The sequence below is a fragment of the Scandinavium sp. UTDF21-P1B genome (genome assembly GCF_040750395.1).
GTDB lineage: Bacteria > Pseudomonadota > Gammaproteobacteria > Enterobacterales > Enterobacteriaceae > Scandinavium.
The window spans coordinates 223009-246555 of the sequence record NZ_JBFLVD010000008.1 but is presented as its reverse complement, the minus strand read 5'-3'; the positions used below and the strand labels follow the sequence as shown (position 1 = coordinate 246555).

The following is a 23547-nucleotide window of genomic DNA, read 5'->3' as shown; positions in this document are numbered from 1 at the left end:
AGGTTTTTTCTTTTCAGCGCCAGGCTTAGTGCGCGTTGACCACCACCCACATTGGGCCCTGGCCAACGGCATAACGCCCTTTCTCATGCAGCAGGCCCTGCTCACCCTGAATCTCGTAAACCGCCAGATGATGCGATTTCTGCCCGACCGCCAGCAGGAATTTCCCGCTGTGATCGACGTTGAAGCCGCGCGGCTGGGTTTCCGTCGGCTGGAAGCCCTGCACTTCAAGCACGCTACCGTCTTCCGATACCGTAAAGACCGTCAGCGTGCTGGAGGTGCGATCGCAGGTGTAGAGGTGACGTCCGTCCGGGGTGATGTGAATATCTGCCGCCCAGCGGGTGCCGTCGAAATGCGGCGGCATCATGTCCAGCGTCTGTACACACTCAATTTCGCCATGCGGATCTTTCAGCTCCCAGACATCCACGGAGCTATTCAGCTCATTCACGCAGTAGGCGTACTGCTGATTCGGGTGGAACACCATATGGCGCGGGCCTGCGCCTTCCACGGTGGTGACTTCCGCCGGGGTTTGCGCCACCAGTTTACCGTCGTCGCTCAGGGTAAACAGGCAGATACGATCCTGCTTCAGCGCCGGCACCCAGAGGGTGCGGTTGTCCGGCGAAATATTGGCTGAGTGGCAACCTTCGAGCCCTTCAACCACGTCCACCACGCCAACAGGCAGGCCATCTTCCAGACGCGTCACGCTTACGCAGGCCTGGTTGTAGGAACCGCTGAAGAGGAACTGGCCCTGATGGTCGGTGGAGATGTGGGTTGGGCTGCCCGGCAGCGGGGATTCGGCGGCGAACGTCAGCGCACCGTCGTCCGGCGCGATGCGGTAGGCCAGCACGCGAAATTCAGGGCGCACGCCAACGTACAGATAGCGCTTATCCGGGCTGATGACCATCGGCTGTACCTGACCTGGCACATCCACCACCTGCACCAGCGTCAGTTTGCCGTCGTGGTTCAGGCTCCAGACGTGGATCTGCTGACTTTCCGGGCTGGCGGTATATACGGTTTGTTTCATGAAAACTCCTTTCCTTACTGCACGTGGAAGCAAATTAACAGAATAGTGAGTGCTGAAAAATTTGCCCTGCGCGCGCTGCGGTGTACCATCGTGAGCTGCACATTTTTCAACATTAACCTGGACTGCGACATGACATCACGCGTGATAGCCCTCGACTTAGACGGCACCCTGCTGACCCCGGCGAAAACCATTCTTCCGCAATCCCTTGAGGCGCTGGCGCGTGCCAAAGAGGCAGGCTACCAGATTCTGATCGTCACTGGCCGACATCACGTTGCCATCCATCCTTTTTATCAGGCACTGGCGCTCGATACACCTGCAATTTGCTGCAACGGCACCTATTTGTATGATTATCAGGCAAAAAAGGTGCTGGAGTCCGATCCGCTCACCCTTTCCCAGGCCATGCAGATGATCGACATGCTTAACGAGTATAACGTTCACGGCCTGATGTACGTTGAAGATGCCATGCTGTATGAAAAGCCTGCGGGCCACATCACGCGCGGCATCGAATGGGCAATGACGCTCCCTGCGGCCCAGCGCCCTGTCTTCAGCCAGGTGGATTCCTTCGCCCACGCCGCCCAGCAGACAGGCGCTATCTGGAAATTTGCGCTCACCGATGAAAACAGCGACCGCCTGAATGCGTTTGTGCAGCAGGTTGAGGAAACGCTGGATTTAGCCTGCGAGCGCTCCTGGATTTACCAGGTAGACGTCGCCCGCAAGGGCAACAGCAAAGGCAATCGCCTGGCCCGCTGGATTGAGTCTCAGGGTCTGTCGATGAAAGACGTGGTGGCGTTTGGCGATAACTTTAACGACATCAGCATGCTGGAAGCCGCCGGAACCGGCGTGGCGATGGGGAATGCCGATGATGCGGTGAAAGCCCGCGCTAACATGGTGATCGGCGACAACACGGATAAGAGCATCGCCGATTTTATCTATAAACAGCTGCTGTAATCAGGCGGTAATCGACACGCTTTTAATCTGTGCATACAGCCACTGGCCTGGCTTCACCGCCAGGTCATCCCGCGCCCACGAGCTGATGCGTGCCCACAGCGTTCTTCCGCCAATTTCAAGCTGGACTTCCACCTGGCCGTCGTTGTCATAGCACTGAATCACTTTGGTACGCAGAATATTACGGATACTGCTTTGTACCGGCGGCTGGAGCACCAGCGACACATCCGATGCCTGAATGCGGATACGCACCGCCGACTGCACCGGACGTTCAAGTTTGCTGACCCAGAGATGCTGATCGCCAAGCGCCAGGGCGGTCATCGCGTAATGCGGATGATGCTCGAGCACCGTCACCTTCAGAATGCTGCTCTGCTGATCCTGCGGCAGCCACGGGTGCATCACCGAACTTCCCCAGACCTCTTCCAGCGGGCCAAACGCCTTCACGCGCCCCTCTTCCAGCACCAGCACCTTATCGGCCAGGTGCAGAATTTCGTCCAGCGAGTGGCTGACGTAGAGCATGGGAATATTGATTTCGCGGGCAAGCCGTTGCAGGTACGGCAGGAGTTCGCGCTTACGCGGGATATCCAGCGACGCCAGCGGCTCGTCCAGCAGCAGCAGCTCTGGCGCCGTCAGCAGGGCGCGGCCAATCGCCACGCGCTGTTTTTCGCCGCCGGAGAGACTGCCCGGCAGCCTGTCGAGCAGCGCTTCAATGCCGAGAAGCGAAACCAGTTTGTCGAACTGCCCGGCCATGCTTTTGGCCATGCCGTAACGCAGATTGCCGCGCACTTTGTAGTGAGGGAACAGGCGTGCATCCTGGAATACATAGCCCACGCGCCGTTTCTCTGGCGACAGGCAAATGTTCTTATCGGTATCGTTCAGCACGCGATCGTTCAGCACGATCCGCCCCTGCTGCGGTTTTGTCAGCCCGCTGATGGCGTTTATTAACGACGTTTTCCCGGCGCCGGACACGCCAAACACCGCCGTAATACCGGAGGCCGGAAGGGATTCATTGATGCTCAGGCGATGGGTACCGAGCGTCTGGGTGAAATTGAGTTCCAGCATGATTATTTCCCCGTCCTTTCACGGCTCAGGCGCGCCAGCCATTCGGAAATCAGCAGGGACACCAGCGCCAGTACGATAGAAATCAGGCACAGGCGCGCGGCGGCCCCTTCGCCACCCGGCGTCTGAATCAGGGTGTACATCGCCGAAGGAATGGTGCGCGTTTCGCCGGGAATGTTGGAGACGAAAGTGATAGTCGCGCCAAATTCGCCAAGCGATCGGGCAAATGCCAGCACGGTACCGACAATAATGCCCGGCAGCATCAACGGCAGGGTGATGGTCAAAAATACTCGCCAGCGCCCGGCGCCGAGCGTGCGTGCCGCCTGTTCAAGTTTAATGTCGACGCCTTCGAGCGCCAGACGGATGGCACGTACCATCAACGGGAAGGACATGACCGCCGCGGCCAGCACCGCACCACGCCAGCTGAAGGCAAAGGTCAGCCCGAACCAGTCGTACAGCCAGGAGCCGATAAACCCGCGCCGCCCCATGGCAATCAGCAGCAAATAGCCGACCACCACCGGAGGCAGCACGAGAGGAAGATGAATAAGGCTATCGAGAAGCGCTTTGCCCGGGAAATTACGCCGCACCAGCAGCCAGGCAAAGAAGATCCCAAAGGGCAAACTGAACACCACCGCCAGGGATGAAACTTTCAGGCTCAGCAGTACCGCCTGCCATTCGGGATCCGTCAATATCATTAGTGCGTTGTAAATCCGTACTGTTTAAAGATGGCTGAGGCCTGCGGGCCTTTCAGGTAATCGTAGAACGCCGTCACGGTGGCATTTTTATGCCCGTCGGTGATGGCAATCGGGTATTCCACTTTTTGGTGGGAGTCTTCCGGGAAGGTGCCCACCACTTTTACGCCTTTGCTGGCAACGGCATCAGAGCCGTAAACGATGCCGAGCGGCGCCTCGTTACGTTCCACCAGCGCCAGCGCACCGCGGACGTCTTCCGCCGGAGCCAGTTTTGGTGACAGGGTGTCCCATGCGCCCAGTTTTTGCAGCGCTTCTTTGGCATAAATGCCCGCCGGAACATGGTCCGGGTCGCCCACGGCCAGACGACCGCCTTTCAGCAGGCTGGCCCAGTTGGTTTTGGCGTCAATGGTCACGTCACCCTGTTCGCTTGCTTTAGGGGCAACAACCACCAGGCTGTTGCCGAGCAGCGTTTCGCGAGTGGCGGTATCAATGGCTTTTTTCTCTACCGCGTAGTCCATCCATTTCTGATCGGCGGAAATGAAAAGATCGGCCGGGGCGCCGGCTTCAATCTGACGGGCCAGCGTAGAAGAGGAAGCGAAGGAAGAGACGACGTCGACGTTTTTCTCTTTCTTGTACTCTTTCGCGATGTCCTGCATCGCGTTAGTCAGCGAAGCGGCGGCGAAAACGGTGATTTTGCCTGCGTCTGCCGCAGCGGCGTGTCCAACAACAGCAAGGGATAATGTAGCGCCCGCAAAAAGGCGTAACCATGTACGTTCCATCTGTAACTCCTGTGAGTGTCGTTATGTACGCAACAATATAGCGGCAACCCCAGGCTTTTCCCAGAATTAAATAGGGGTATACAGAAGCTAATATCGGCAGGAAGAAGAGGAACTTAAATACTATGACGGGATAAAAAAACGCCCGGTGGTACCGGGCGTCTCGAAATCAGTGATTTTGCTGGCGGGCTTTATCGTTGTGCCCGACGTTCGACAGAACGTTAAACACTTCACCCAGACCGTAGATCAGCCCAAGGATGATAGCCATCACCACGGGAACCATGACTACGGCAAATACCAGACTTTTCAACAACTCTAACATGGTCAGCTCCTGACATTGTGATTTCATCATTGTAACCCGTAAATGCGGAAATTCACTCCCCTTTTGTGCGGTGCCCTGTGCAATAATAGTGAGGTAAGTCTTCTTCTCTTTTTAGCAGGACATTGATATGCAGGCCGAAATTCTTCTTACCCTCAAGCTTCAGCAGCGTCTTTTTGCCGATCCGCGCCGTATTGCACTCCTGAAGCAAATCGACGTCACCGGCTCCATCAGCCAGGGGGCGAAGAATGCCGGGATCAGCTACAAAAGCGCCTGGGACGCCATCAATGAAATGAACCAGCTGAGCGAGCAGCCGCTGGTCGATCGCGCAACGGGCGGAAAAGGCGGCGGCGGCGCGGTACTGACCCGCTACGGCCAGCGCCTGATTCAGCTTTACGATCTGCTGGCGCAAATTCAGCAAAAAGCGTTCGATGTTCTGAGCGACGACGACGCCCTGCCGCTGAACAGCCTGCTGGCGGCAATCTCCCGTTTTTCCCTGCAGACCAGCGCCCGCAACCAGTGGTTCGGCACCCTCACCCGCCGCGATCATCAGCAAGTGCAGGAGCATGTTGACGTACTGCTTGCCGACGGAGAAACCCGGCTGAAGGTAGCCATCACCGCCCAGAGCGGCGAGCGACTTGGGCTGGAAGAAGGTAAAGAGGTGCTGGTGCTGCTGAAAGCGCCGTGGGTCAGTATTACGCGCGATAAAGCCGTTGCCGCCGTCGCAGATAACCAGCTTTCCGGCACCATCAGCCATATTGAGCGAGGTACGCAGCAGAGCGAAGTGCTGATGACCCTGCCAGACGGCCAGGTGCTTTGCGCGACCATGCCGGTTGATGAAACCAAAGCGCTGCAGGAAGGCGACAGCGCAATTGCCTGCTTTAACGCCGATCGGGTGATCCTCGCCACGCTGTGCTGATGGCTTGACATTGCCCCACAGAAGACGTATCCCTGAAGTAATTCGCTGCAAAAAACGGGATACATCATGTCATTATTGCAAATTTCGCAAGGCACGTTTCGTCTTAGCGATACCAAAACGCTCTCCATTGACAGTCTGACACTGCGTTCTGGTGAGTCATGGGCCTTCGTGGGCAGCAACGGTAGCGGGAAATCCGCACTGGCCCGCGCCCTTTCCGGTGAGCTGAAGCTGCTTTCCGGCAGCCGCGACAGTCAATTTTTACGCACCACTCGCCTCTCCTTTGAGCAGTTGCAAAAGCTGGTCAGCGACGAGTGGCAGCGCAATAACACCGATATGCTCAGCCCGGATGAGGACGATACCGGACGCACGACCGCCGAAATCATTCAGGATGAGGTCAAAGACGCAGGCCGCTGCGAGGCGTTAGCCCGCCGCTTCGGTATTGCTCACCTGCTGGAGAGGCGCTTCAAATATCTCTCGACCGGGGAAACGCGCAAAACGCTGCTGTGTCAGGCGCTGATGGGCAATCCGGATTTGCTGATCCTTGATGAACCCTTCGACGGGCTGGACGTTGCATCACGTCAGGCGCTGGCAGAACTGCTCGCCACGCTGCATCAGGACGGCATCACGCTGGTGCTGGTGCTTAACCGCTTTGACGAAATCCCCGACTTTATTGAATTTGCAGGCGTGCTGGCGGATTGCACGCTATTGAAAACGGGTGCCAAACAAGCGCTGCTCGATCAGGCGCTGATCGCCCAGCTGGCGCACAGCGAAAAGCTTTCCGGCATTGCGCTGCCGGAACCGGATGCCCCTTCGGCCAGGCTTTCGCTTCCGGAAGATCAGCCGCGCATTGTGCTGAAGCACGGTGTCGTCTCATATAACGACAAGCCGGTCATCAACGATCTTAGCTGGACGGTGAACCCGGGGGAACACTGGCAGATCGTCGGGCCAAACGGCGCGGGCAAATCCACGCTGCTCAGCCTGGTGACCGGCGACCATCCTCAGGGCTACAGCAACGATCTCACCTTGTTTGGCCGCCGTCGCGGCAGCGGGGAAACCATCTGGGATATCAAAAAACACATCGGCTACGTCAGCAGCAGCCTGCATCTCGATTATCGCGTCAGCACCAACGTGCGCAATGTGATCCTTTCCGGCTATTTTGACTCGATAGGGATTTATCAGGCGGTATCCGACAAGCAGCACAAGCTGGTGCAGGGCTGGCTGGATATCCTGGGCATGGACAACCGCACCGCTGATGCGCCATTCCACAGCCTGTCCTGGGGCCAGCAGCGCCTGGCGCTGATCGTGCGCGCGCTGGTGAAGCACCCGACGCTGCTGATTCTGGATGAACCGCTACAGGGACTGGATCCGCTGAATCGCCAGCTGGTTCGCCGTTTTGTCGATGTCCTGATTGGCGAAGGAAAAACGCAATTGCTGTTTGTTTCACACCATGCCGAAGATGCGCCAGAGTGCATCACGCATCGCATGGAGTTCATCGCCAGCGAAGAGGGCTACCGTTACGCAACAGGGAAATGCTGATTTCACTGCAGGAGCCCGGTGCTCCTGCTTTTCGGATAAAGAGCATTCTCCCTTCTGATGCTCATTGATTTATAATGCAAAATGCGCAGATGACTGGCTAAAATCACGCCGTGTAAACGATTCCACTAATTTCGGCCGTGTCACACTTTTCACATCTCTGTTATGCTAGGCTTATTCCATACTATAGGCTTAACGGAGCGAAAAATGAGAGTACTGGTTACAGGTGGTAGCGGTTACATAGGCAGCCACACCTGCGTGCAGTTACTGAAGCAAGGCCATGACGTCATCATCCTCGACAATCTCTGTAACAGTAAGCGCAGCGTGTTACCGGTGATTGAACGTCTCGGCGGCAAGCAGCCGGTTTTCGTTGAAGGCGATATTCGCAACGAAGCGCTCATGACTGAAATCCTGCACGATCACGCGATTGACACCGTGATCCATTTTGCCGGCTTGAAGGCCGTGGGCGAATCCGTCGTCAAACCCCTCGAATACTATGACAACAACGTTAACGGCACGCTGCGCCTGATTGCCGCCATGCGAGCCGCTAACGTAAAAAACTTTATCTTTAGCTCCTCCGCCACCGTCTACGGCGACCAGCCAAAAATCCCTTACGTCGAAAGCTTCCCGACTGGCACGCCACAAAGCCCATATGGCAAAAGCAAGCTAATGGTTGAACAGATTCTGGCTGACCTGCAAAAAGCACAGCCTGAGTGGAGCATCGCGCTGCTGCGCTACTTCAACCCGGTCGGCGCGCATCCGTCAGGTGACATGGGCGAAGATCCGCAGGGCATTCCGAACAACCTGATGCCGTACATCGCGCAGGTAGCAGTAGGCCGTCGTGAATCGCTGGCAATCTTCGGCAACGACTATCCGACCGAAGACGGCACCGGCGTGCGCGATTATATCCACGTGATGGATCTGGCCGATGGCCACGTTACCGCGATGGAAAAACTGGCGGATAAGCCAGGCGTGCACATTTACAACCTCGGCGCGGGCGTCGGCAGCAGCGTGCTGGACGTAGTCAATGCCTTCAGCAAAGCCTGTGGCAAACCGGTGAATCATCACTTTGCCCCACGTCGCGATGGCGACCTCCCGGCATACTGGGCGGATGCCAGCAAAGCAGACCGTGAACTCGGCTGGCGCGTAACCCGAACGCTCGACGAAATGGCGCAGGATACCTGGCACTGGCAGTCACGCCATCCGCAGGGCTATCCCGACTAAGGATTTGTCATGACACATTTTAACCCTGTCGATCACCCACACCGCCGCTTTAATCCGCTCACCGGGCAGTGGATTCTGGTGTCACCGCATCGCGCCAAGCGCCCCTGGCAGGGGGCGCAGGAAACGCCCGCCCAGCAGACGCTGCCGGTACACGATCCGGACTGCTTCCTGTGTCCGGGTAATACCCGCGTCACCGGAGATAAAAATCCGCAGTACACCGGCACGTTTGTCTTCACCAACGACTTTGCTGCGCTGATGACCGACACGCCGGACGCACCGCAGAGTGACGATCCTCTGCTGCGTTGCGAAAGCGCGCGCGGTACCAGCCGGGTTATCTGCTTCTCGCCGGATCACAGCAAAACGCTGCCGGAACTGAACCTTCAGGCTCTGGAAGACGTTGTGCAAACCTGGCAACAGCAGACCGCAGAGTTGGGCAAACTATACCCATGGGTGCAGGTATTTGAGAATAAAGGCGCGGCAATGGGCTGCTCCAACCCGCACCCGCACGGCCAGGTCTGGGCGAACAGCTTCCTGCCAAACGAAGTCGAGCGGGAAGATCGCCTGCAAAAAGCCTATTACGCTGAGCAGGGCTCACCGATGCTGGTGGATTACGCGCAGCGCGAGCTGGCTGACGGCAGCCGGACCGTGGTGGAAACCGAGCACTGGCTGGCCGTCGTGCCTTACTGGGCCGCATGGCCTTTCGAAACGCTGCTGCTGCCGAAAGTCCACGTTCTTCGCCTCACCGATTTAACCGACGCCCAGCGTTCCGATCTGGCGCTGGCGCTGAAAAAACTGACCAGCCGCTACGACAACCTGTTCCAGTGCTCCTTCCCCTACTCCATGGGCTGGCACGGCGCGCCGTTTAATGGCGAAGAAAATACGCACTGGCAGCTGCACGCCCATTTCTATCCGCCGCTGCTACGCTCGGCCACCGTGCGCAAATTTATGGTCGGTTACGAAATGCTGGCTGAAACCCAGCGCGATTTGACGGCCGAACAGGCCGCCGAACGCCTGCGCGCCGTCAGTGATGTCCACTATCGCGAATCAGGAGTCTAAAAATAATGAGTCTGAAAGAGAAAACCCTGTCCCTGTTTGCTGAAAAATTTGGCTACCCTGCCACCCACGTTATTCAGGCACCGGGCCGCGTCAACCTGATTGGCGAGCACACCGACTATAACGACGGTTTTGTGCTGCCCTGCGCCATTGATTACCAGACGGTTATCAGTTGTTCACCGCGTAACGATCGCACGGTACGCGTCATTGCCGCCGATTATGAAAATCAGACGGATGAATTCTCACTGGATGCCCCTATCGTCAGCCACGATACCCAGCAGTGGTCTAACTATGTGCGCGGCGTGGTAAAACATCTGCAAAAACGCGACCGCAATTTTGGCGGCGTGGATATGGTCATCAGCGGCGACGTACCGCAGGGCGCAGGCCTGAGCTCCTCGGCCTCGCTGGAAGTTGCGGTGGGTACCGTGTTCCAGCAGCTTTATCACCTGCCTCTCGACGGCGCGCAGATTGCGCTGAACGGTCAGGAGGCGGAGAACCAGTTTGTCGGCTGTAACTGCGGCATTATGGATCAGCTGATTTCCGCGCTGGGTAAGAAAGATCATGCGCTGCTGCTGGACTGCCGCTCGCTCGGCACCAAAGCCGTTTCCATGCCGAAAGGCGCGGCGGTGATCATCATTAACAGCAACTTTAAGCGCACGCTGGTCGGCAGCGAGTACAACACTCGCCGCGAACAGTGTGAAACAGGCGCGCGTTTCTTCCAGCAGCCAGCCCTGCGCGACGTATCACTGGAAAAATTCAATGCTGTAGCCCATGAACTTGACCCGGTTGTAGCCAAACGCGTGCGCCATGTGCTGACTGAAAATGCCCGTACCGTAGAGGCCGCTTCCGCGCTGGAAAAAGGCGACCTGAAACGCATGGGTGAGCTGATGGCAGAATCTCACGCTTCCATGCGTGATGATTTCGAAATCACCGTACCGCAAATCGATACGCTGGTTGAGATTGTGAAAGCGACTATCGGTGACAAAGGCGGTGTGCGCATGACCGGCGGCGGCTTCGGCGGCTGTATCGTGGCTCTGGTACCGGAAGAGCTGGTGCCAACGGTGAAAGAAGCCGTTGCCGCGCAGTATCAGGCGAAAACCGGCATTAAAGAAACCTTCTACGTCTGTAAAGCATCTCAAGGAGCGGGCCAGTGCTGACTGAAACGCCAACTCTTGCCCCCGACGGCCTGCCGTTCCGTCTGCTGACCCTGCGCAACGGCGCAGGGATGGTAGTGACGCTGATGGACTGGGGCGCAACGCTGCTGTCTGCCCGTATTCCAATGAAAGACGGCAGCGTGCGCGAGGCACTCCTCGGCTGCGCCAGCCCGGAATACTATCCGCAACAGGCGGCATTTCTCGGCGCATCCGTAGGGCGTTACGCAAACCGGATCGCCGACAGCCGCTTTACGCTTGAGGGTGTGACATATACGCTCAAGCCGAGCCAGGGCCCTAATCAGCTCCACGGCGGGCCAGAGGGCTTTGATAAACGTCGCTGGCAGGTCGTGAATCAGAATGACAATTCGGTGCTCTTCGGGCTGGAATCTGCCGATGGCGATCAGGGCTTCCCGGGAAATCTCAGCGCCACCGCTCACTACCGTCTGACGGATGATAACCGCATCGCCATTGAATATCGGGCGACCGTCGATAAAGCCTGCCCGGTAAATATGACTAACCACGTCTATTTCAATCTCGACGGCGGGCAGAGCGATGTTCGTCAACACAAGCTGCAGATTGCAGCAGAAGCGTATCTGCCCGTGGATGAGATGGGTATCCCGCGTTCAGGCCTGAAAGCCGTTGACAATACCAGTTTTGATTTCCGTCAGCCGAAGACGATCGCCCGCGAGTTTCTGAGCGATGACGATCAGCGCAAAGTGAAGGGTTACGATCACGGCTTCCTGCTTTCGGCTCAGGGAGATCCTTCCCGGGTAGCTGCGGCGATGTGGTCATCCGACGAGAAGCTTCAGTTGCAGGTGTACACCACGGCTCCGGCTCTACAGTTCTATTCCGGCAACTATCTGGGCGGCACGCCATCGCGAGAAACCGAACCTTATGCCGACTGGCAAGGCCTGGCGCTGGAAAGCGAATATCTGCCCGACAGCCCGAACCATCCGGAATGGACTCAGCCGGACTGCGTACTGCGGCCCGGTGAAGAGTACATCAGCGTCACCGAATACCAGTTCACCTCGTTGTAATCTCCAGCCCTCTTCACTGAGGGCTTTTTTTCGCCAGATTGCTGAAAGTCGCGCCACTTACCTGCAAAAACATAACGGCCGGTTCACATGCTGCTTACACTGCGCCGCTATTTTCGCTATGGTTAAGGATAAGCGTTGCCGACCGTAACGAGGCGGCAATATAATGAGAATTGTTATCATTCAATCTAGTTCAGGAGTCACAGTATGGCTGTTACTAAGCTTGTGCTTGTTCGCCACGGCGAGAGCCAGTGGAATAATGAAAACCGCTTCACCGGTTGGTATGATGTTGATCTGTCTGAAAAAGGCGTTGGCGAAGCGAAAGCGGCAGGGAAACTGCTGAAGGATGAAGGCTTCAGCTTTGATTTTGCTTATACCTCTGTGCTGAAACGCGCCATTCACACCTTGTGGAACGTGCTGGATGAACTGGATCAGGCCTGGCTGCCGGTTGAGAAGTCCTGGAAGCTGAACGAGCGCCACTACGGTGCGCTGCAGGGTCTCAACAAAGCAGAAACTGCTGAAAAGTACGGCGACGAGCAGGTTAAGCAGTGGCGTCGTGGTTTTGCCGTGACGCCACCTGAGCTGACTAAAGACGATGAACGTTACCCGGGCCACGATCCGCGCTACGCGAAGCTGACCGATAAAGAGCTGCCGGTCACCGAAAGCCTGGCGCTGACCATCGATCGCGTAGTGCCATACTGGAACGAAACCATTCTGCCGCGCATTAAAAGCGGCGAGCGCGTGATTATCGCCGCGCACGGTAACTCCCTGCGTGCCCTGGTCAAATTCCTGGACAACATGGGTGAAGATGAGATTCTTGAGCTGAACATCCCGACCGGCGTGCCGCTGGTGTATGAGTTCGACGAAAACTTCAAGCCAATCAAGCACTACTATCTGGGCAACGCGGATGAGATCGCCGCGAAAGCCGCTGCGGTCGCGAACCAGGGTAAAGCGAAGTAAGAAAACCGCCCTCTCTACGGAGAGGGCCTTTCATTTCTGGCGAGTTCAATCCACAGCCTGAAAACCCGCTGTATACACGGATTGGCAATCTTATCCCCTGCATCAAGATAATTATTCAGTTGGTCAGGACGCAGCAGTTGAGCGTATTCTCCGGCTCTGCTTTCAAAGAGTTGCGCCACTGTTGGATGCCAGTGTGCAGTGACAATGTTATGAAGAAATGCCTCGGCCACGTCGTCATCCCATTTCAACGCCAGCAGCGATAACAGGGTGTCATGCCATGTTTGATGGCTGATCAGCGAGGGGATAAGACCTATGGTTAAATCTTTGGTCAACAAATGCGCTTTTGCGTCCAGCAATTTCGCCAGAAAATTATTGATGATTTGCTCTGACTGACTGGCAATAGCCCGCTCCAGCAGTGCCGTTGCCCGGTCATCTGAAAGCGCATCCACCATCTTGCGTTGATGAGTGTCGATTTCGGTAAATGTTTGGCAATTCAGCAAGATTATTTTATTGATAATCCCTTCATCCAGAGAGCTCGCATAACGAGAAATCATCTCAATCATCATGCCTAATGACATAGCATAGCTAAAAATGTCTTCACTCAACTTAGTTTGATTTTCAGCTGGAAAAGACGTCGCAAGGAAACGGTTGAGCCACTCGAACATCAATTCGCGATCGTCACATTTCTCAATCAGACGAATTAGTTCGGCCTCAACGCCAGATAAATTATGTCCCGGAACAATATTTCGTTCATAGCAGGCCGCGAATTCAGCAAAATAGAGATTAAGCTTGTCGAGCGGTGATGACCGGAAAAAAGAAAGGGCATACATCATCGCATCCATGTCGTCATGTTTAACAATATCAAGGGCTGCTTCAGCGAATAAGGCAAATTGATGGGCGCTGGCAATGCTCCACAGATAGCTATAGATTATAAAATCAGCAGGCTGCTTGCCCTGTTCCCATGCATCGAGCAGACGCTGCTCATGAACGAGCATGCCCGGCCACAGTTTCAAAAGGTTTACCGTGCTTTCGAGATAGCTATAATTTAAACGGTCAAAGACTCTGTCATCATTCACTAAGCCAATGAGGTCATTTAGCTCGTCTTCAAAATCAACCTCTTCCCCCATTTCAAACAGGGCCTTTTTGATATAGAACTGATATTTTTTCTGCTGTTTCAGCGCCTGATATAACGCCCCCTTCAACCTGACGGGGTCGATTTTTTGGATTGCATACAGCGCGGAGCTCATATCTTTCAGAGACTCCGTTGCGGCGACAACCTCTTCGAGTATAGGTATGTCGGATTCATCGCCATAAATCCCTAAGGTGTCCGATGCAAGGCAGGTAAATACTTGTGCGTCCTTTTTCCACGTTGCCAGCCTCTCCCTGGCAATATCAGTAATAACGGCAGCTGGTCCACGCCACCAATTCTGATATTCGCCTCCAGATATTTTTGTCACCGCCTGCAACATGGCGGAAGAGTCGTTGTATGAATGCTGAAGCAAAGCGACATCACCGGAGCACGCCAGTGCCGCCAGCCGCTGTCCGCCATGATGGTGATCGCACAACCCTTCACTCGACCGCAGGCGCGCGTAAGCCCTGCCTGTGCCCAACACGCCCAGAGCCACAATTGCCGCGCTCCGCGTCAGAATCTCCACGCTTTGCTCTTGTTCGAGCAACCAGTCTTCCGCCGTTGCAATCCCGTCCCCGCCACGGGCTTTCGCAATCTCCGCACCACAGATTGCGTCCTGTTTCAGTATGGTGTTCAGAAATTCCGGAACGTCAGCGGGGGAAAGTTGCTCACCCACAAAAAAACACGCATCCCGACCTATGCTTTTGAAGGTATGGCTGTCCACTTCACGCCAGCTTTTCGTTAGCCCCATCGCCAGGAGATAATCCAGCAAAATGTTGTGCTCAGTGAAGATAAAGCTCTCTTTTTCTTTTTTAAGCAGTTCAAACTTAGTGATAAAGTCGCTAAATACACCAATGGATTGAAATGAAAAGAGAAGCTTCTCACCACTTAGCGCTTGATTAACCCTTTGCGCAAGTTCATTCAGTTTATCCTGCGCAAGCGCGTAAGCGCCAAACCCAACCCGTATCTCGTAGACGATCGCTGACATCGCCCGCACAATGGTGAAATCATCCAACTTATTCAGGAGAGTATCGGCAGATGTCACTCTGCTCCGGCTCCGGGTAATTTTATCCCCGACAATGGTGCTTAACATCCCCGCGAATGCCTTGGGCAAAGCGGAATGTTTTTGAAAGAATTCGAGCGCTTTGGTTAACCCAAAAGGGGAACGTAAGAAAGCGGCCTGAGGCAGCTGGATGAGGGTTCTGAGTTCATCATTAAATGTGCTTTGCATCTTTACCGGGAGGTTCAAGCGAGCAATATTGACTATCTGTCGATAGGTTAAGGGTTCAATACGCAAGATAGCGCTGATGCCGTCAATATAGACGGGTATCCGCAGCCCGGTATCTCTTACCGTTATCAGGCAGGGGTAATCCACAGAAATAGCCTGTAATTCATTGATGAAGGCGTTAACTTCCGACTCCTGTAATTCATCCAGTCCATCAAATAAAAAGATGAAACGCGAAGGCAGCGACTGCCAGCTTCCCCAGCTAATGCCCAGGCTGGACTCGATCATCTTATTCAACCCACCACGACTGTAGGTATTCAGTGGGATAAGTACCGGCACAACGTCACTTCCCTCTTCGATCAAATGGAAGCGAATATAATGCTGTAACGCCGTTTTACCGCCTCCGCCGGGGCAAACTATCAGCGTCTTACCCGGTGCGGCAAAGGCATTTGAGGATGGGTTAATAAAGTCTGAGTAAGAAAACTTCAGGCTTGCGTCATCGCGATAAGCGGAGTTCTCCACCAGAATATTCTCCGGTGCCTGGCTTTGACTTAACAATAACTCGGTATAACGACATGGCGTATTTCTAATACCGGCACGATAGCGGTGGATATCAAAATTGGCACGTGGGTATTCACGTACTACCACATCAACAGAAAAATACTTATCCAGCACTGGGGTAATTGATGGCCAGACCAGCGTCAACTCATTGTCAAAATCAAGCGCGGACCAGACGATGATTTTTGCCGTGTCGATATAGTGATGGACCACATTTACCGGATCTAAATTCAGTGCTTCCAGACCTTTTCGCTGCGCCGCATACGCTTTGCCGAGCACCTCCTGACATTTTTTCTTCAGGCCGATAAAATCGGTCTGTCGCAGCAGCACTCTGGTCGTTTTTGCGACCTCGCCCGTCGTGACGATAAGATGCTGCTCAGGAGTATCTCCTTGTAAAACACCGTTTAGCGCAATTTTGACCACTTCATCGGCCAGCGTGTCCGTGCCGAGCGCCGTCGCATAGCGTTTGCACTGAATGCAAATAACCCCCTGCGTTTTAGTATTTCTTGCCGTGCAATCAAAACCACCGTCAGTCGATTTTTGTCTTCCCGCCTCAAGAGTAAAACCTTTTTTACTGCCCAACTCTCCCATGGCGACGTAAACAAAATCCTCGAACTCGTCAGGAGTCAATTGGGACAGAGGGAGCGGCTGGCCTTTATATAAATTAGGTTTAAGCATGGGCATCACGTTCAGCATGAGGGTTAAATTAACTTATTGATTCTACGCCTGTATCCTTAATGAATAAACGCACCCCGCCCACAGATACAAAAAAACCGGCACGGGGCCGGTTTCAGTAAATTATGAAAAATTACCCGCGACGCGCCTTAACCGCATTCGCCAGCTGGCGCAGAACGGCTTCGGTGTCGTCCCAGCCGATGCAGGCATCGGTAATGCTCTTGCCGTAGGTCAGCGGTTCACCGCTTTCCAGATTCTGGTTACCTTCCACCAGGTGGCTCTCAATCATCACGCCGACAATCGCTTTTTCGCCGTTGGCAATCTGGCCACAAACATCGGTTGCAACGTCCATCTGCTTTTTGAACTGCTTGCTGGAGTTGGCATGGCTGAAGTCGATCATCACCTGAGATGGCAGGCCCGCTTTATGCAGCCCTTCTTTCACCATCGCCACGTGATGCGCACTGTAATTCGGCTCTTTGCCGCCGCGCAGGATGATATGGCAGTCACCATTGCCGCTGGTGTTAACGATAGCGGAATGTCCCCATTTGGTGACGGACAGGAAGCAGTGAGGCGCGCCTGCGGCGTTGATGGCGTCAATAGCCACTTTGATCGTGCCGTCGGTCCCATTTTTGAAACCTACCGGGCAGGAAAGGCCCGAGGCCAGCTCACGGTGAACCTGAGATTCAGTGGTACGTGCACCAATCGCGCCCCAGCTCATCAGATCCGCCATGTACTGCGGGGTGATCATGTCGAGGAATTCGCCCGCAGCCGGCAAGCCGCTGTCGTTGATTTCCAGCAGCAGCTTACGTGCGATACGCAGGCCGTCGTTAATCTGGAAGCTGTTATCCATGTGTGGATCGTTGATCAGCCCTTTCCAGCCCACCGTGGTCCGCGGTTTTTCAAAATAGACGCGCATAACGATTTCCAGCTCACCCTGCAGCGCTTCACGGAGCGTCAACAGACGGCTCGCATACTCTTTCGCCGCGAGCGGATCGTGAATTGAGCAAGGACCAATCACCACCAGCAGGCGATCGTCATGACCTTTGAGGATCTGATGGATCGCTTTGCGGGCATGAGAAACCGTATTTGCGGCATTTTCAGTGGCGGGGAATTTTTCAAGGAGCGCGACAGGAGGTAATAACTCGTTGATCTCTTTGATGCGTAAATCGTCGTTCTGATAATTCATGATCTTTCCAGCGTTGCCATACTTATATGATTGAGTGCAATCCTTCCAATCTATCTCGTCAGCCAGGAAGTGTAAACAGGGTTTTACACTTGCGCCGGACAATTCCTGGAATTCCCCAAAAAAACGCCAGAATGTAGCGAGAAGTGAGAATGTCGCTACACTTTTTAAATGTAAATACCAAAAAAAAGATGTTTAACAAGATTCCCGGCTGACATAAATCAGCATAATGGAATCTTTCACCATCATGCGCCACGCGCATACGGCCATGCACTGTTGGAAGAAGTTATCCGACGTAACGACCAGAACAGGAGCATCCTCATGAAAAACAAGACACTGGCTACACTCGTACTGACTGCCATGCTTTCGATGATGAGCGGCGCGGCGCTGGCCGCCGACAATGCCTCAGAAAATAATGGACAGGCGAATTCTTCCGCCGATGCAGGACAGGTAGCGCCCGATGCCCATCAGAACATGGCTCCTAACGGAGTCGACAACAGCAATGTGAATACTGATTCAAACGGCACGATGCTGCATCCAAACGGGTCGGCAAGCGATGCCCAACACATGAGCAAGGATGACATTCACAAAAATACGATGTGCAAAGACGGCAAATGCCCGGACATGAATAAGAAAGTTCAGACCGGCAGCGGCATGAACGACGATGTCGACACCAAAACCGATGGTACAACCCAGTAAACCCGTTTAGCCCTTCATAATAAAGGAGAGCATGGCTCTCCTTTATTTTTGTGCGCAACAGATAAAGATCTGCAATGATGTCATGCATTAACTAAAAAGCGGGACCTGCATATGGCACATTCGCACTTAGACTCTTCAGGCCAGACGAAGGATGACGGCAATGGTCGTCGCCTGCTGCTGGCGTTTATCATCACGGCAGGCTTTATGCTGCTGGAGGTGGTGGGTGGTCTTATTTCCGGATCGCTGGCGCTCCTTGCCGATGCCGGACATATGCTTACCGACGCCGCCGCGTTACTTTTCGCACTGCTGGCAGTTCATTTCGCACGCCGCCCTCCCAGTGCCCGACACACGTTTGGCTGGCTGCGTCTGACAACGCTTGCGGCTTTCGTGAACGCCATTGCGCTGGTGCTGATTACGGTGCTAATCGTCTGGGAGGCGTTTGTTCGTTTCCGTCACCCGCAGCCGATTGCCGGCGCGACAATGATGGTGATTGCCATCGCTGGACTGCTCGCCAATATTCTCTCCTTCTGGATCCTGCATCGGGGCAGTGAAGAGAAAAACCTGAACGTGCGCGCCGCGGCGCTACACGTGCTTGGGGATTTGTTAGGCTCAGTAGGTGCAATTGTTGCAGCAATTGTGATTCTGACGACAGGCTGGACGCCAATTGATCCAATATTGTCCGTGCTGGTATCGTGCCTGGTGTTACGCAGCGCCTGGCAGTTGTTGAAAGAAAGCGTGAATGAGCTGCTGGAAGGTGCGCCCGGCTCGCTGGATGTTGCCGCACTGAAGCGGGGTTTACGCCGCGAAATCCCGGAAGTCCGGGATGTGCACCATGTTCATATCTGGCTGGTAGGGGAAAAACCGGTGATGACGCTGCATGTTCACGTTATTCCCCCCCACGATCATGACGCCCTGCTGGAACGCATTCAGCACTATCTTGAACACCACTATCGGATAGCACATGCCACCATCCAGATGGAATACCAGCCCTGCAGCGGGCCGGAATGCCACCTGAATGAGGCGCAGTCCGGACACGCCCACCATCATCACCACTAAGACGACAGCGCGCGTGAACCTCTCTCACGGGCGCTGTTCATCCACATCCGGCTGCCGTTCAAAGCAATAAACGTCAGCAGCAGATACTCCAGCGACATCGCATACACGCCCTGAAGCGCGAAAATCACTACGCTTATCACGTTGATGATGACCCACAGCAGCCAGTTTTCAACGTATTTACGCGTCATCAGGATCATCGCCGCGATCGACAACACCATCATGCAGGAATCCCAGAAGGGGAAGGCATCCGGCTGAAGCTCCGGCACGATCACGTTGAGCCCGACGGACTGCATGATGCTGACCGCCACGCGGGTCAGGAAAGCGAATACCGGATTGATAAAGACCGTCATCAGACCAACCGCCACCACGCATGCCGCAAGCCAGGCCAGCGCTTTAGGCAGCGGCAGCCAGCGAATTTGCAGTTCGGCCTGATGCTGGCTGGTTTGCCGCGACCAGGCGTACCAGCCGTAAATATTCGCCGCGAAGAAAAATAGCTGCAGCAGCAGGCTGGCGTACAGCTGGATCTGGAAGAAGATGATGGCAAACAGCGTGACGTTCAGCAGACCGAAAGCGTAGTTGCTGATTTTCTCAAGGCTCGCCAGCCAGATACAGAGCAACCCTGCAACCGTCCCCACGGCTTCAATCCAGGACAGATCATAGCCGCCCGCGCCAATCGGGATATGCACCAGAATATTTTGTGTGCTGAAAAAATCCATTTGTTCTCCTTCCGTTGAGCAAAGTAACGACAGCGTTAAGAACGTAGTGTAGCCGCAAAATCCAGCATGCGGTTGAGTGGCAAGAGCGCGCCTTCCCGCAATGCGGCATCAACGTGGATCTCATGCGCCGCCCCGCCCTGCTCCAGCCCTTCGGCAATGGCTTTCAGGCCGTTCATCGCCATCCACGGGCAATGGGCACAGCTGCGACAGGTCGCCCCTTCTCCAGCCGTTGGGGCCTCCAGTAACTCTTTCTCCGGCACGGCCTGCTGCATCTTGTAGAAAATACCGCGATCGGTGGCTACGATAAGCTGCTGGTTCGGGAGCGTCTTCGCTGCGGCAATAAGCTGGCTGGTTGAGCCTACGGCATCCGCCATATCAACAATCGACTGCGGTGATTCCGGATGTACCAGAATCGCCGCCTGCGGGTACAGCGCTTTCATGCGTGCCAGCGCCTGCGTCCTGAACTCATCATGTACGATGCAGGCGCCCTGCCAGCACAGCACATCTGCGCCCGTTTGCTTCTGCACGTAGCGCCCCAGATGACGATCCGGAGCCCAGATAATTTTTTCGCCAAGGCTGTCGAGATGCTCGATCAGTTCGACAGCGATACTGGAAGTGACAACCCAGTCAGCGCGCGCTTTTACGGCAGCAGAGGTATTAGCGTACACCACGACGGTACGATCCGGGTGAGCGTCACAGAAGGCATTAAAAGCATCAATCGGGCAGCCTAAATCGAGCGAGCATTCCGCATTCAGCGTCGGCATCAGAATGGTTTTTTCCGGGCTGAGTATTTTTGCGGTTTCGCCCATAAAACGCACGCCCGCAACCAGCAATGTTTTCGCCGGATGACGAGCCCCGAAACGTGCCATTTCCAGAGAGTCGGAAATACAGCCGCCTGTCTCTTCCGCTAACTGCTGGATTTCCGGGTCGGTGTAGTAGTGCGCCACCATCACCGCCTCTTTTTCTTTCAGCAGCCGCTTTATCTTTTCACGGTAAAACTGCTTTTCATCGGCGCTAAGCAGGGCGGGTTTTGGCGGGAACGGATAAATTGCGCTTTCAGGATCAAACATTACGCTCATCATGGCTTCTCGTTTTACTGGCTTAACCAAACCACCGTAGGAATGTGCACAATCGGGCTATTTCCACTGATGGTGTTTTATATGCTAAACAAGATAGCGAAATTCAATCAGAAAGTCGTGAGATAATTTTGGGGAAGCGCAGAAAAACAAAAAAGCGCCAAAAGGCGCTTTTTTCTGAATTTGGTGGGTCGTGCAGGATTACTCGCTTCGCTCGCCCTTCGGGCCGTCGCCACAAGCGGCTCCGTTGTCTCACGTCGTTCGACTCGAACCTGCAGCAGGCTATTCGTCTCATCCTGAGACTCACCCTTCGGGACAACGCGTTACGTTGTTCAAAATTGTTCCAGACAATTTTGTCTCATCCGGCACGAATCGGAAACAGCAAAAAGGCGCCTTTAGGGCGCCTTTCCACATTGGTGGGTCGTGCAGGATTCGAACCTGCGACCAATTGATTAAAAGTCAACTGCTCTACCAACTGAGCTAACGACCCCTTTCGGGATTTTCTTCGAAGACGCCACCAATTAAGATGGTGGGTCGTGCAGGATTCGAACCTGCGACCAATTGATTAAAAGTCAACTGCTCTACCAACTGAGCTAACGACCCATTGGGTGTTGCTTCGAAGAGGTACTGCTGAACACTCGATTTCACCAAAATATTGGTGGGTCGTGCAGGATTCGAACCTGCGACCAATTGATTAAAAGTCAACTGCTCTACCAACTGAGCTAACGACCCGAGTGGTGGGTGATGACGGGATCGAACCGCCGACCCCCTCCTTGTAAGGGAGGTGCTCTCCCAGCTGAGCTAATCACCCGATACTACGCTGGATACTTCTTACTAACTTAAGTTAGTGGTGGGTCGTGCAGGATGACTCGGCCGAAGCCTCGCCCTACGGCGCCGTTGCTGAAGCAACGTTATCCTTCACGCTTTACTACCACAATCTACTTTAGTAGTGGTGGGTCGTGCAGGATTCGAACCTGCGACCAATTGATTAAAAGTCAACTGCTCTACCAACTGAGCTAACGACCCACTGTTTTCGCGGCTTTCAGGATGTTTGATATCCCTTGGCAACGGCGGCATATATTACTGGTTTCAGATTTCAGCGCAACAAATTTTTCGAATAAAATGCGCTAAGTGCTTATGATTCATGCGGCATGACCAGAAAGAGTTCAATTTCAGGTCATGCCATAAGCATCAGAGTCCATTCAGGCGTTTTTGTGCCTGTTTGGCTCCTTCAGTGCCTGGATATTTAGCGACCACCTGCTGATAAACCGCTTTGGCTTTCGCAGTATCACCTTTGTCCTGCATGATCACACCGACTTTAAACATCGCGTCGGAGGCTTTCGGTGATTTTGGGTAATTTTTCACCACGGAGGCAAAATAAAACGCCGCATCATCCTTTTTACCCTTGTTGTAATTCAGCTGTCCGAGCCAGTAGTTGGCATTCGGCTGGTAGGTTGAATCCGGGTATTTTTTGACGAAAGCCTGAAATGCGGCAATGGCGTCATCCTGGCGAGAAGCATCTTTCACCAGGGCGATAGCCGCATTGTAATCCGTGTTGGCATCCCCGCTCTGCACAGGCGAGCCTGACGCTGCCGCGCCCGCTGACGGTGCTGCGGTAGCTGCAGCCGCCCCGCTCTGATCGCCTGCTGCTGGCTGCGCCTGAGCCGCATTACCGCCGCTGCTCATGCCATCAAGCTGAGACTGGATCTGCTTCTGGCGATCAACCGCCTGATTGAGCTGATACTGGCTTTCCTGAATCTGACCACGCAGGGCATCAATATCGGCCTGGTTGTCCTGAAGCTGTTGCTGGAGTTGAGTCAAAAGTTGACTGTGAGCGTTGGAAATACGCTCGAGTTGAGTGACGCGGTCTTCGACCGAGCCTGAGCCGACACTACTGATTGGCGCCTGAGCATTAGCGGCCCAGGGGGCCGCTATGCCAACCAGTAACGACAGACTCAACAGGTGATGTCTGAAGTTACTGCTCATGCAATTCTCTTAGTAAACCAGTACGGCACGACGGTTTTTGGAGTAAGCCGCTTCGTCGTGACCCAGTACGGCAGGTTTCTCTTTACCGTAAGAAACGATGGAGATCTGGTCAGCAGAAACGCCTTTACCCTGCAGGTACATTTTAACCGCGTTAGCACGACGTTCGCCCAGCGCGATGTTGTACTCTGGAGTACCACGTTCGTCAGCGTGACCTTCTACGGTGACTTTGTAAGACGGGTTGCTACGCAGGAAGTTTGCGTGCGCGTCCAGCATGGCAGCGAAGTCAGAACGGATATCGTACTTGTCGAGATCGAAGTAAACGATGTTGTTCTGCTGCAGCTGCTGCAGCTGCAGACGAGCTTGCTCTTCAGAAGACATGTTGCCGTTACCGTTAGCATCCATACCAGTGCCAGCACCCATCATGCCTTCACCGCTCTGATCGTTGCTGGCATTCTTGTTGGAAGAACACGCCGCGATAGCCATTACTGGCAGAGCGATCATCAGTCCTTTCAGCACTTTGTTCAGTTGCATTTCTTTGATTCCTATAATATTCAA

Annotated in this window: 21 protein-coding genes, 5 tRNA genes and 1 other RNA gene; 10 read left to right on the top strand and 17 right to left on the bottom strand. The window is 54.5% G+C overall.

The window, feature by feature from the left end:
- Positions 1 to 25: 25 nt before the first annotated feature.
- Positions 26 to 1021, bottom strand: a complete 996-nt coding sequence (gene pgl / locus AB1287_RS05115; RefSeq protein ID WP_312627164.1) for a 6-phosphogluconolactonase — start codon at positions 1019 to 1021, stop codon at positions 26 to 28.
- A gap of 129 nt (positions 1022 to 1150) precedes the next feature.
- On the opposite strand from pgl, the gene AB1287_RS05110 reads away from it, so the two are divergent.
- Entirely contained in the window at positions 1151 to 1969 is an 819-nt protein-coding gene (locus AB1287_RS05110) for a pyridoxal phosphatase (protein WP_312627163.1), read from the top strand.
- Here the strand turns inward: AB1287_RS05110 and modC are convergent, their stop codons facing one another.
- The 4 genes from modC to AB1287_RS05090 all read right to left on the bottom strand — a co-directional run bounded on the left by modC (position 1970) and on the right by AB1287_RS05090 (position 4815).
- Complete coding sequence (gene modC / locus AB1287_RS05105) at positions 1970 to 3028, bottom strand: molybdenum ABC transporter ATP-binding protein ModC (RefSeq protein WP_435617139.1); 1059 nt, start codon at positions 3026 to 3028, stop codon at positions 1970 to 1972. It abuts the gene before it with no gap.
- Between the two features lie 2 nt (positions 3029 to 3030).
- Positions 3031 to 3720 carry a molybdate ABC transporter permease subunit gene (gene modB / locus AB1287_RS05100; RefSeq protein ID WP_435617138.1) on the bottom strand — a complete coding sequence of 230 codons (690 nt, stop codon included), beginning with the start codon at positions 3718 to 3720 and terminating at the stop codon, positions 3031 to 3033.
- Positions 3720 to 4496, bottom strand: coding sequence for a molybdate ABC transporter substrate-binding protein (modA, locus tag AB1287_RS05095; protein ID WP_435617137.1), 777 nt, complete (start codon positions 4494 to 4496; stop codon positions 3720 to 3722). Before modA ends, modB begins: the two co-directional genes overlap by 1 nt.
- A gap of 166 nt (positions 4497 to 4662) precedes the next feature.
- Entirely contained in the window at positions 4663 to 4815 is a 153-nt protein-coding gene (locus AB1287_RS05090) for an AcrZ family multidrug efflux pump-associated protein (RefSeq protein ID WP_312627158.1), read from the bottom strand.
- A gap of 127 nt (positions 4816 to 4942) precedes the next feature.
- On the opposite strand from AB1287_RS05090, the gene modE reads away from it, so the two are divergent.
- The 7 genes from modE to gpmA all read left to right on the top strand — a co-directional run bounded on the left by modE (position 4943) and on the right by gpmA (position 12689).
- Complete coding sequence (gene modE, locus AB1287_RS05085; RefSeq protein WP_312627157.1) at positions 4943 to 5731, top strand: molybdenum-dependent transcriptional regulator; 789 nt, start codon at positions 4943 to 4945, stop codon at positions 5729 to 5731.
- A 66-nt stretch (positions 5732 to 5797) separates the two neighbouring features.
- Positions 5798 to 7267, top strand: coding sequence for a molybdate ABC transporter ATP-binding protein ModF (modF, locus tag AB1287_RS05080; RefSeq protein ID WP_435617136.1), 1470 nt, complete (start codon positions 5798 to 5800; stop codon positions 7265 to 7267).
- 204 nt (positions 7268 to 7471) lie between these two features.
- A complete protein-coding gene (gene galE, locus AB1287_RS05075; RefSeq protein WP_312627155.1) occupies positions 7472 to 8488 on the top strand; it encodes a UDP-glucose 4-epimerase GalE in 1017 nt (338 codons plus the stop codon).
- 9 nt (positions 8489 to 8497) lie between these two features.
- A complete protein-coding gene (gene galT / locus AB1287_RS05070; RefSeq protein WP_435617135.1) occupies positions 8498 to 9544 on the top strand; it encodes a galactose-1-phosphate uridylyltransferase in 1047 nt (348 codons plus the stop codon).
- A 5-nt stretch (positions 9545 to 9549) separates the two neighbouring features.
- The gene (gene galK, locus AB1287_RS05065; RefSeq protein ID WP_312627153.1) at positions 9550 to 10698 is read left to right on the top strand and encodes a galactokinase; all 1149 of its coding nucleotides are present in this window, start codon (positions 9550 to 9552) and stop codon (positions 10696 to 10698) included.
- Complete coding sequence (gene galM / locus AB1287_RS05060; RefSeq protein ID WP_435617134.1) at positions 10692 to 11732, top strand: galactose-1-epimerase; 1041 nt, start codon at positions 10692 to 10694, stop codon at positions 11730 to 11732. The genes galK and galM overlap by 7 nt, the downstream gene beginning before the upstream one ends.
- A gap of 204 nt (positions 11733 to 11936) precedes the next feature.
- Positions 11937 to 12689, top strand: coding sequence for a 2,3-diphosphoglycerate-dependent phosphoglycerate mutase (gpmA, locus tag AB1287_RS05055; RefSeq protein ID WP_312627151.1), 753 nt, complete (start codon positions 11937 to 11939; stop codon positions 12687 to 12689).
- A 14-nt stretch (positions 12690 to 12703) separates the two neighbouring features.
- On the opposite strand, the gene AB1287_RS05050 is transcribed toward gpmA, so the two are convergent.
- Positions 12704 to 16279, bottom strand: coding sequence for a restriction endonuclease (locus tag AB1287_RS05050; protein WP_435617133.1), 3576 nt, complete (start codon positions 16277 to 16279; stop codon positions 12704 to 12706).
- A gap of 130 nt (positions 16280 to 16409) precedes the next feature.
- A complete protein-coding gene (gene aroG, locus AB1287_RS05045; protein WP_435617132.1) occupies positions 16410 to 17462 on the bottom strand; it encodes a 3-deoxy-7-phosphoheptulonate synthase AroG in 1053 nt (350 codons plus the stop codon).
- A 318-nt stretch (positions 17463 to 17780) separates the two neighbouring features.
- Here aroG and AB1287_RS05040 point away from each other — a divergent pair, with 318 nt between their 5' ends.
- Entirely contained in the window at positions 17781 to 18158 is a 378-nt protein-coding gene (locus tag AB1287_RS05040) for a YbgS-like family protein (RefSeq protein ID WP_435617131.1), read from the top strand.
- A 111-nt stretch (positions 18159 to 18269) separates the two neighbouring features.
- The gene (gene zitB, locus AB1287_RS05035) at positions 18270 to 19214 is read left to right on the top strand and encodes a CDF family zinc transporter ZitB (protein ID WP_435617130.1); all 945 of its coding nucleotides are present in this window, start codon (positions 18270 to 18272) and stop codon (positions 19212 to 19214) included.
- On the opposite strand, the gene pnuC is transcribed toward zitB, so the two are convergent.
- The 10 genes from pnuC to pal all read right to left on the bottom strand — a co-directional run bounded on the left by pnuC (position 19211) and on the right by pal (position 23523).
- Positions 19211 to 19930, bottom strand: coding sequence for a nicotinamide riboside transporter PnuC (gene pnuC / locus AB1287_RS05030; RefSeq protein WP_435617129.1), 720 nt, complete (start codon positions 19928 to 19930; stop codon positions 19211 to 19213). The two genes, zitB and pnuC, sit on opposite strands and share 4 nt — an antisense overlap.
- A 35-nt stretch (positions 19931 to 19965) precedes the next feature.
- A complete protein-coding gene (gene nadA, locus AB1287_RS05025) occupies positions 19966 to 21009 on the bottom strand; it encodes a quinolinate synthase NadA (protein ID WP_435617178.1) in 1044 nt (347 codons plus the stop codon).
- Between the two features lie 181 nt (positions 21010 to 21190).
- A non-coding RNA gene (locus tag AB1287_RS05020) (RtT sRNA) lies at positions 21191 to 21325 on the bottom strand.
- Positions 21326 to 21420: 95 nt separating this feature from the next.
- Positions 21421 to 21496 (bottom strand) — tRNA-Lys (locus AB1287_RS05015).
- Positions 21497 to 21533: 37 nt separating this feature from the next.
- A tRNA-Lys gene (locus tag AB1287_RS05010) sits at positions 21534 to 21609 on the bottom strand.
- Positions 21610 to 21662: 53 nt separating this feature from the next.
- Positions 21663 to 21738, bottom strand: a tRNA-Lys gene (locus tag AB1287_RS05005).
- A 3-nt stretch (positions 21739 to 21741) separates the two neighbouring features.
- Positions 21742 to 21817 (bottom strand) — tRNA-Val (locus tag AB1287_RS05000).
- 139 nt (positions 21818 to 21956) lie between these two features.
- Positions 21957 to 22032: transfer RNA gene (locus AB1287_RS04995), tRNA-Lys, on the bottom strand.
- 165 nt (positions 22033 to 22197) lie between these two features.
- Positions 22198 to 22992: a cell division protein CpoB gene (gene cpoB / locus AB1287_RS04990; protein WP_435617128.1), complete on the bottom strand. Its 795-nt coding sequence runs from the start codon at positions 22990 to 22992 to the stop codon at positions 22198 to 22200.
- Between the two features lie 9 nt (positions 22993 to 23001).
- Positions 23002 to 23523 carry a peptidoglycan-associated lipoprotein Pal gene (pal, locus tag AB1287_RS04985; RefSeq protein WP_435617127.1) on the bottom strand — a complete coding sequence of 174 codons (522 nt, stop codon included), beginning with the start codon at positions 23521 to 23523 and terminating at the stop codon, positions 23002 to 23004.
- Positions 23524 to 23547: the final 24 nt, after the last annotated feature.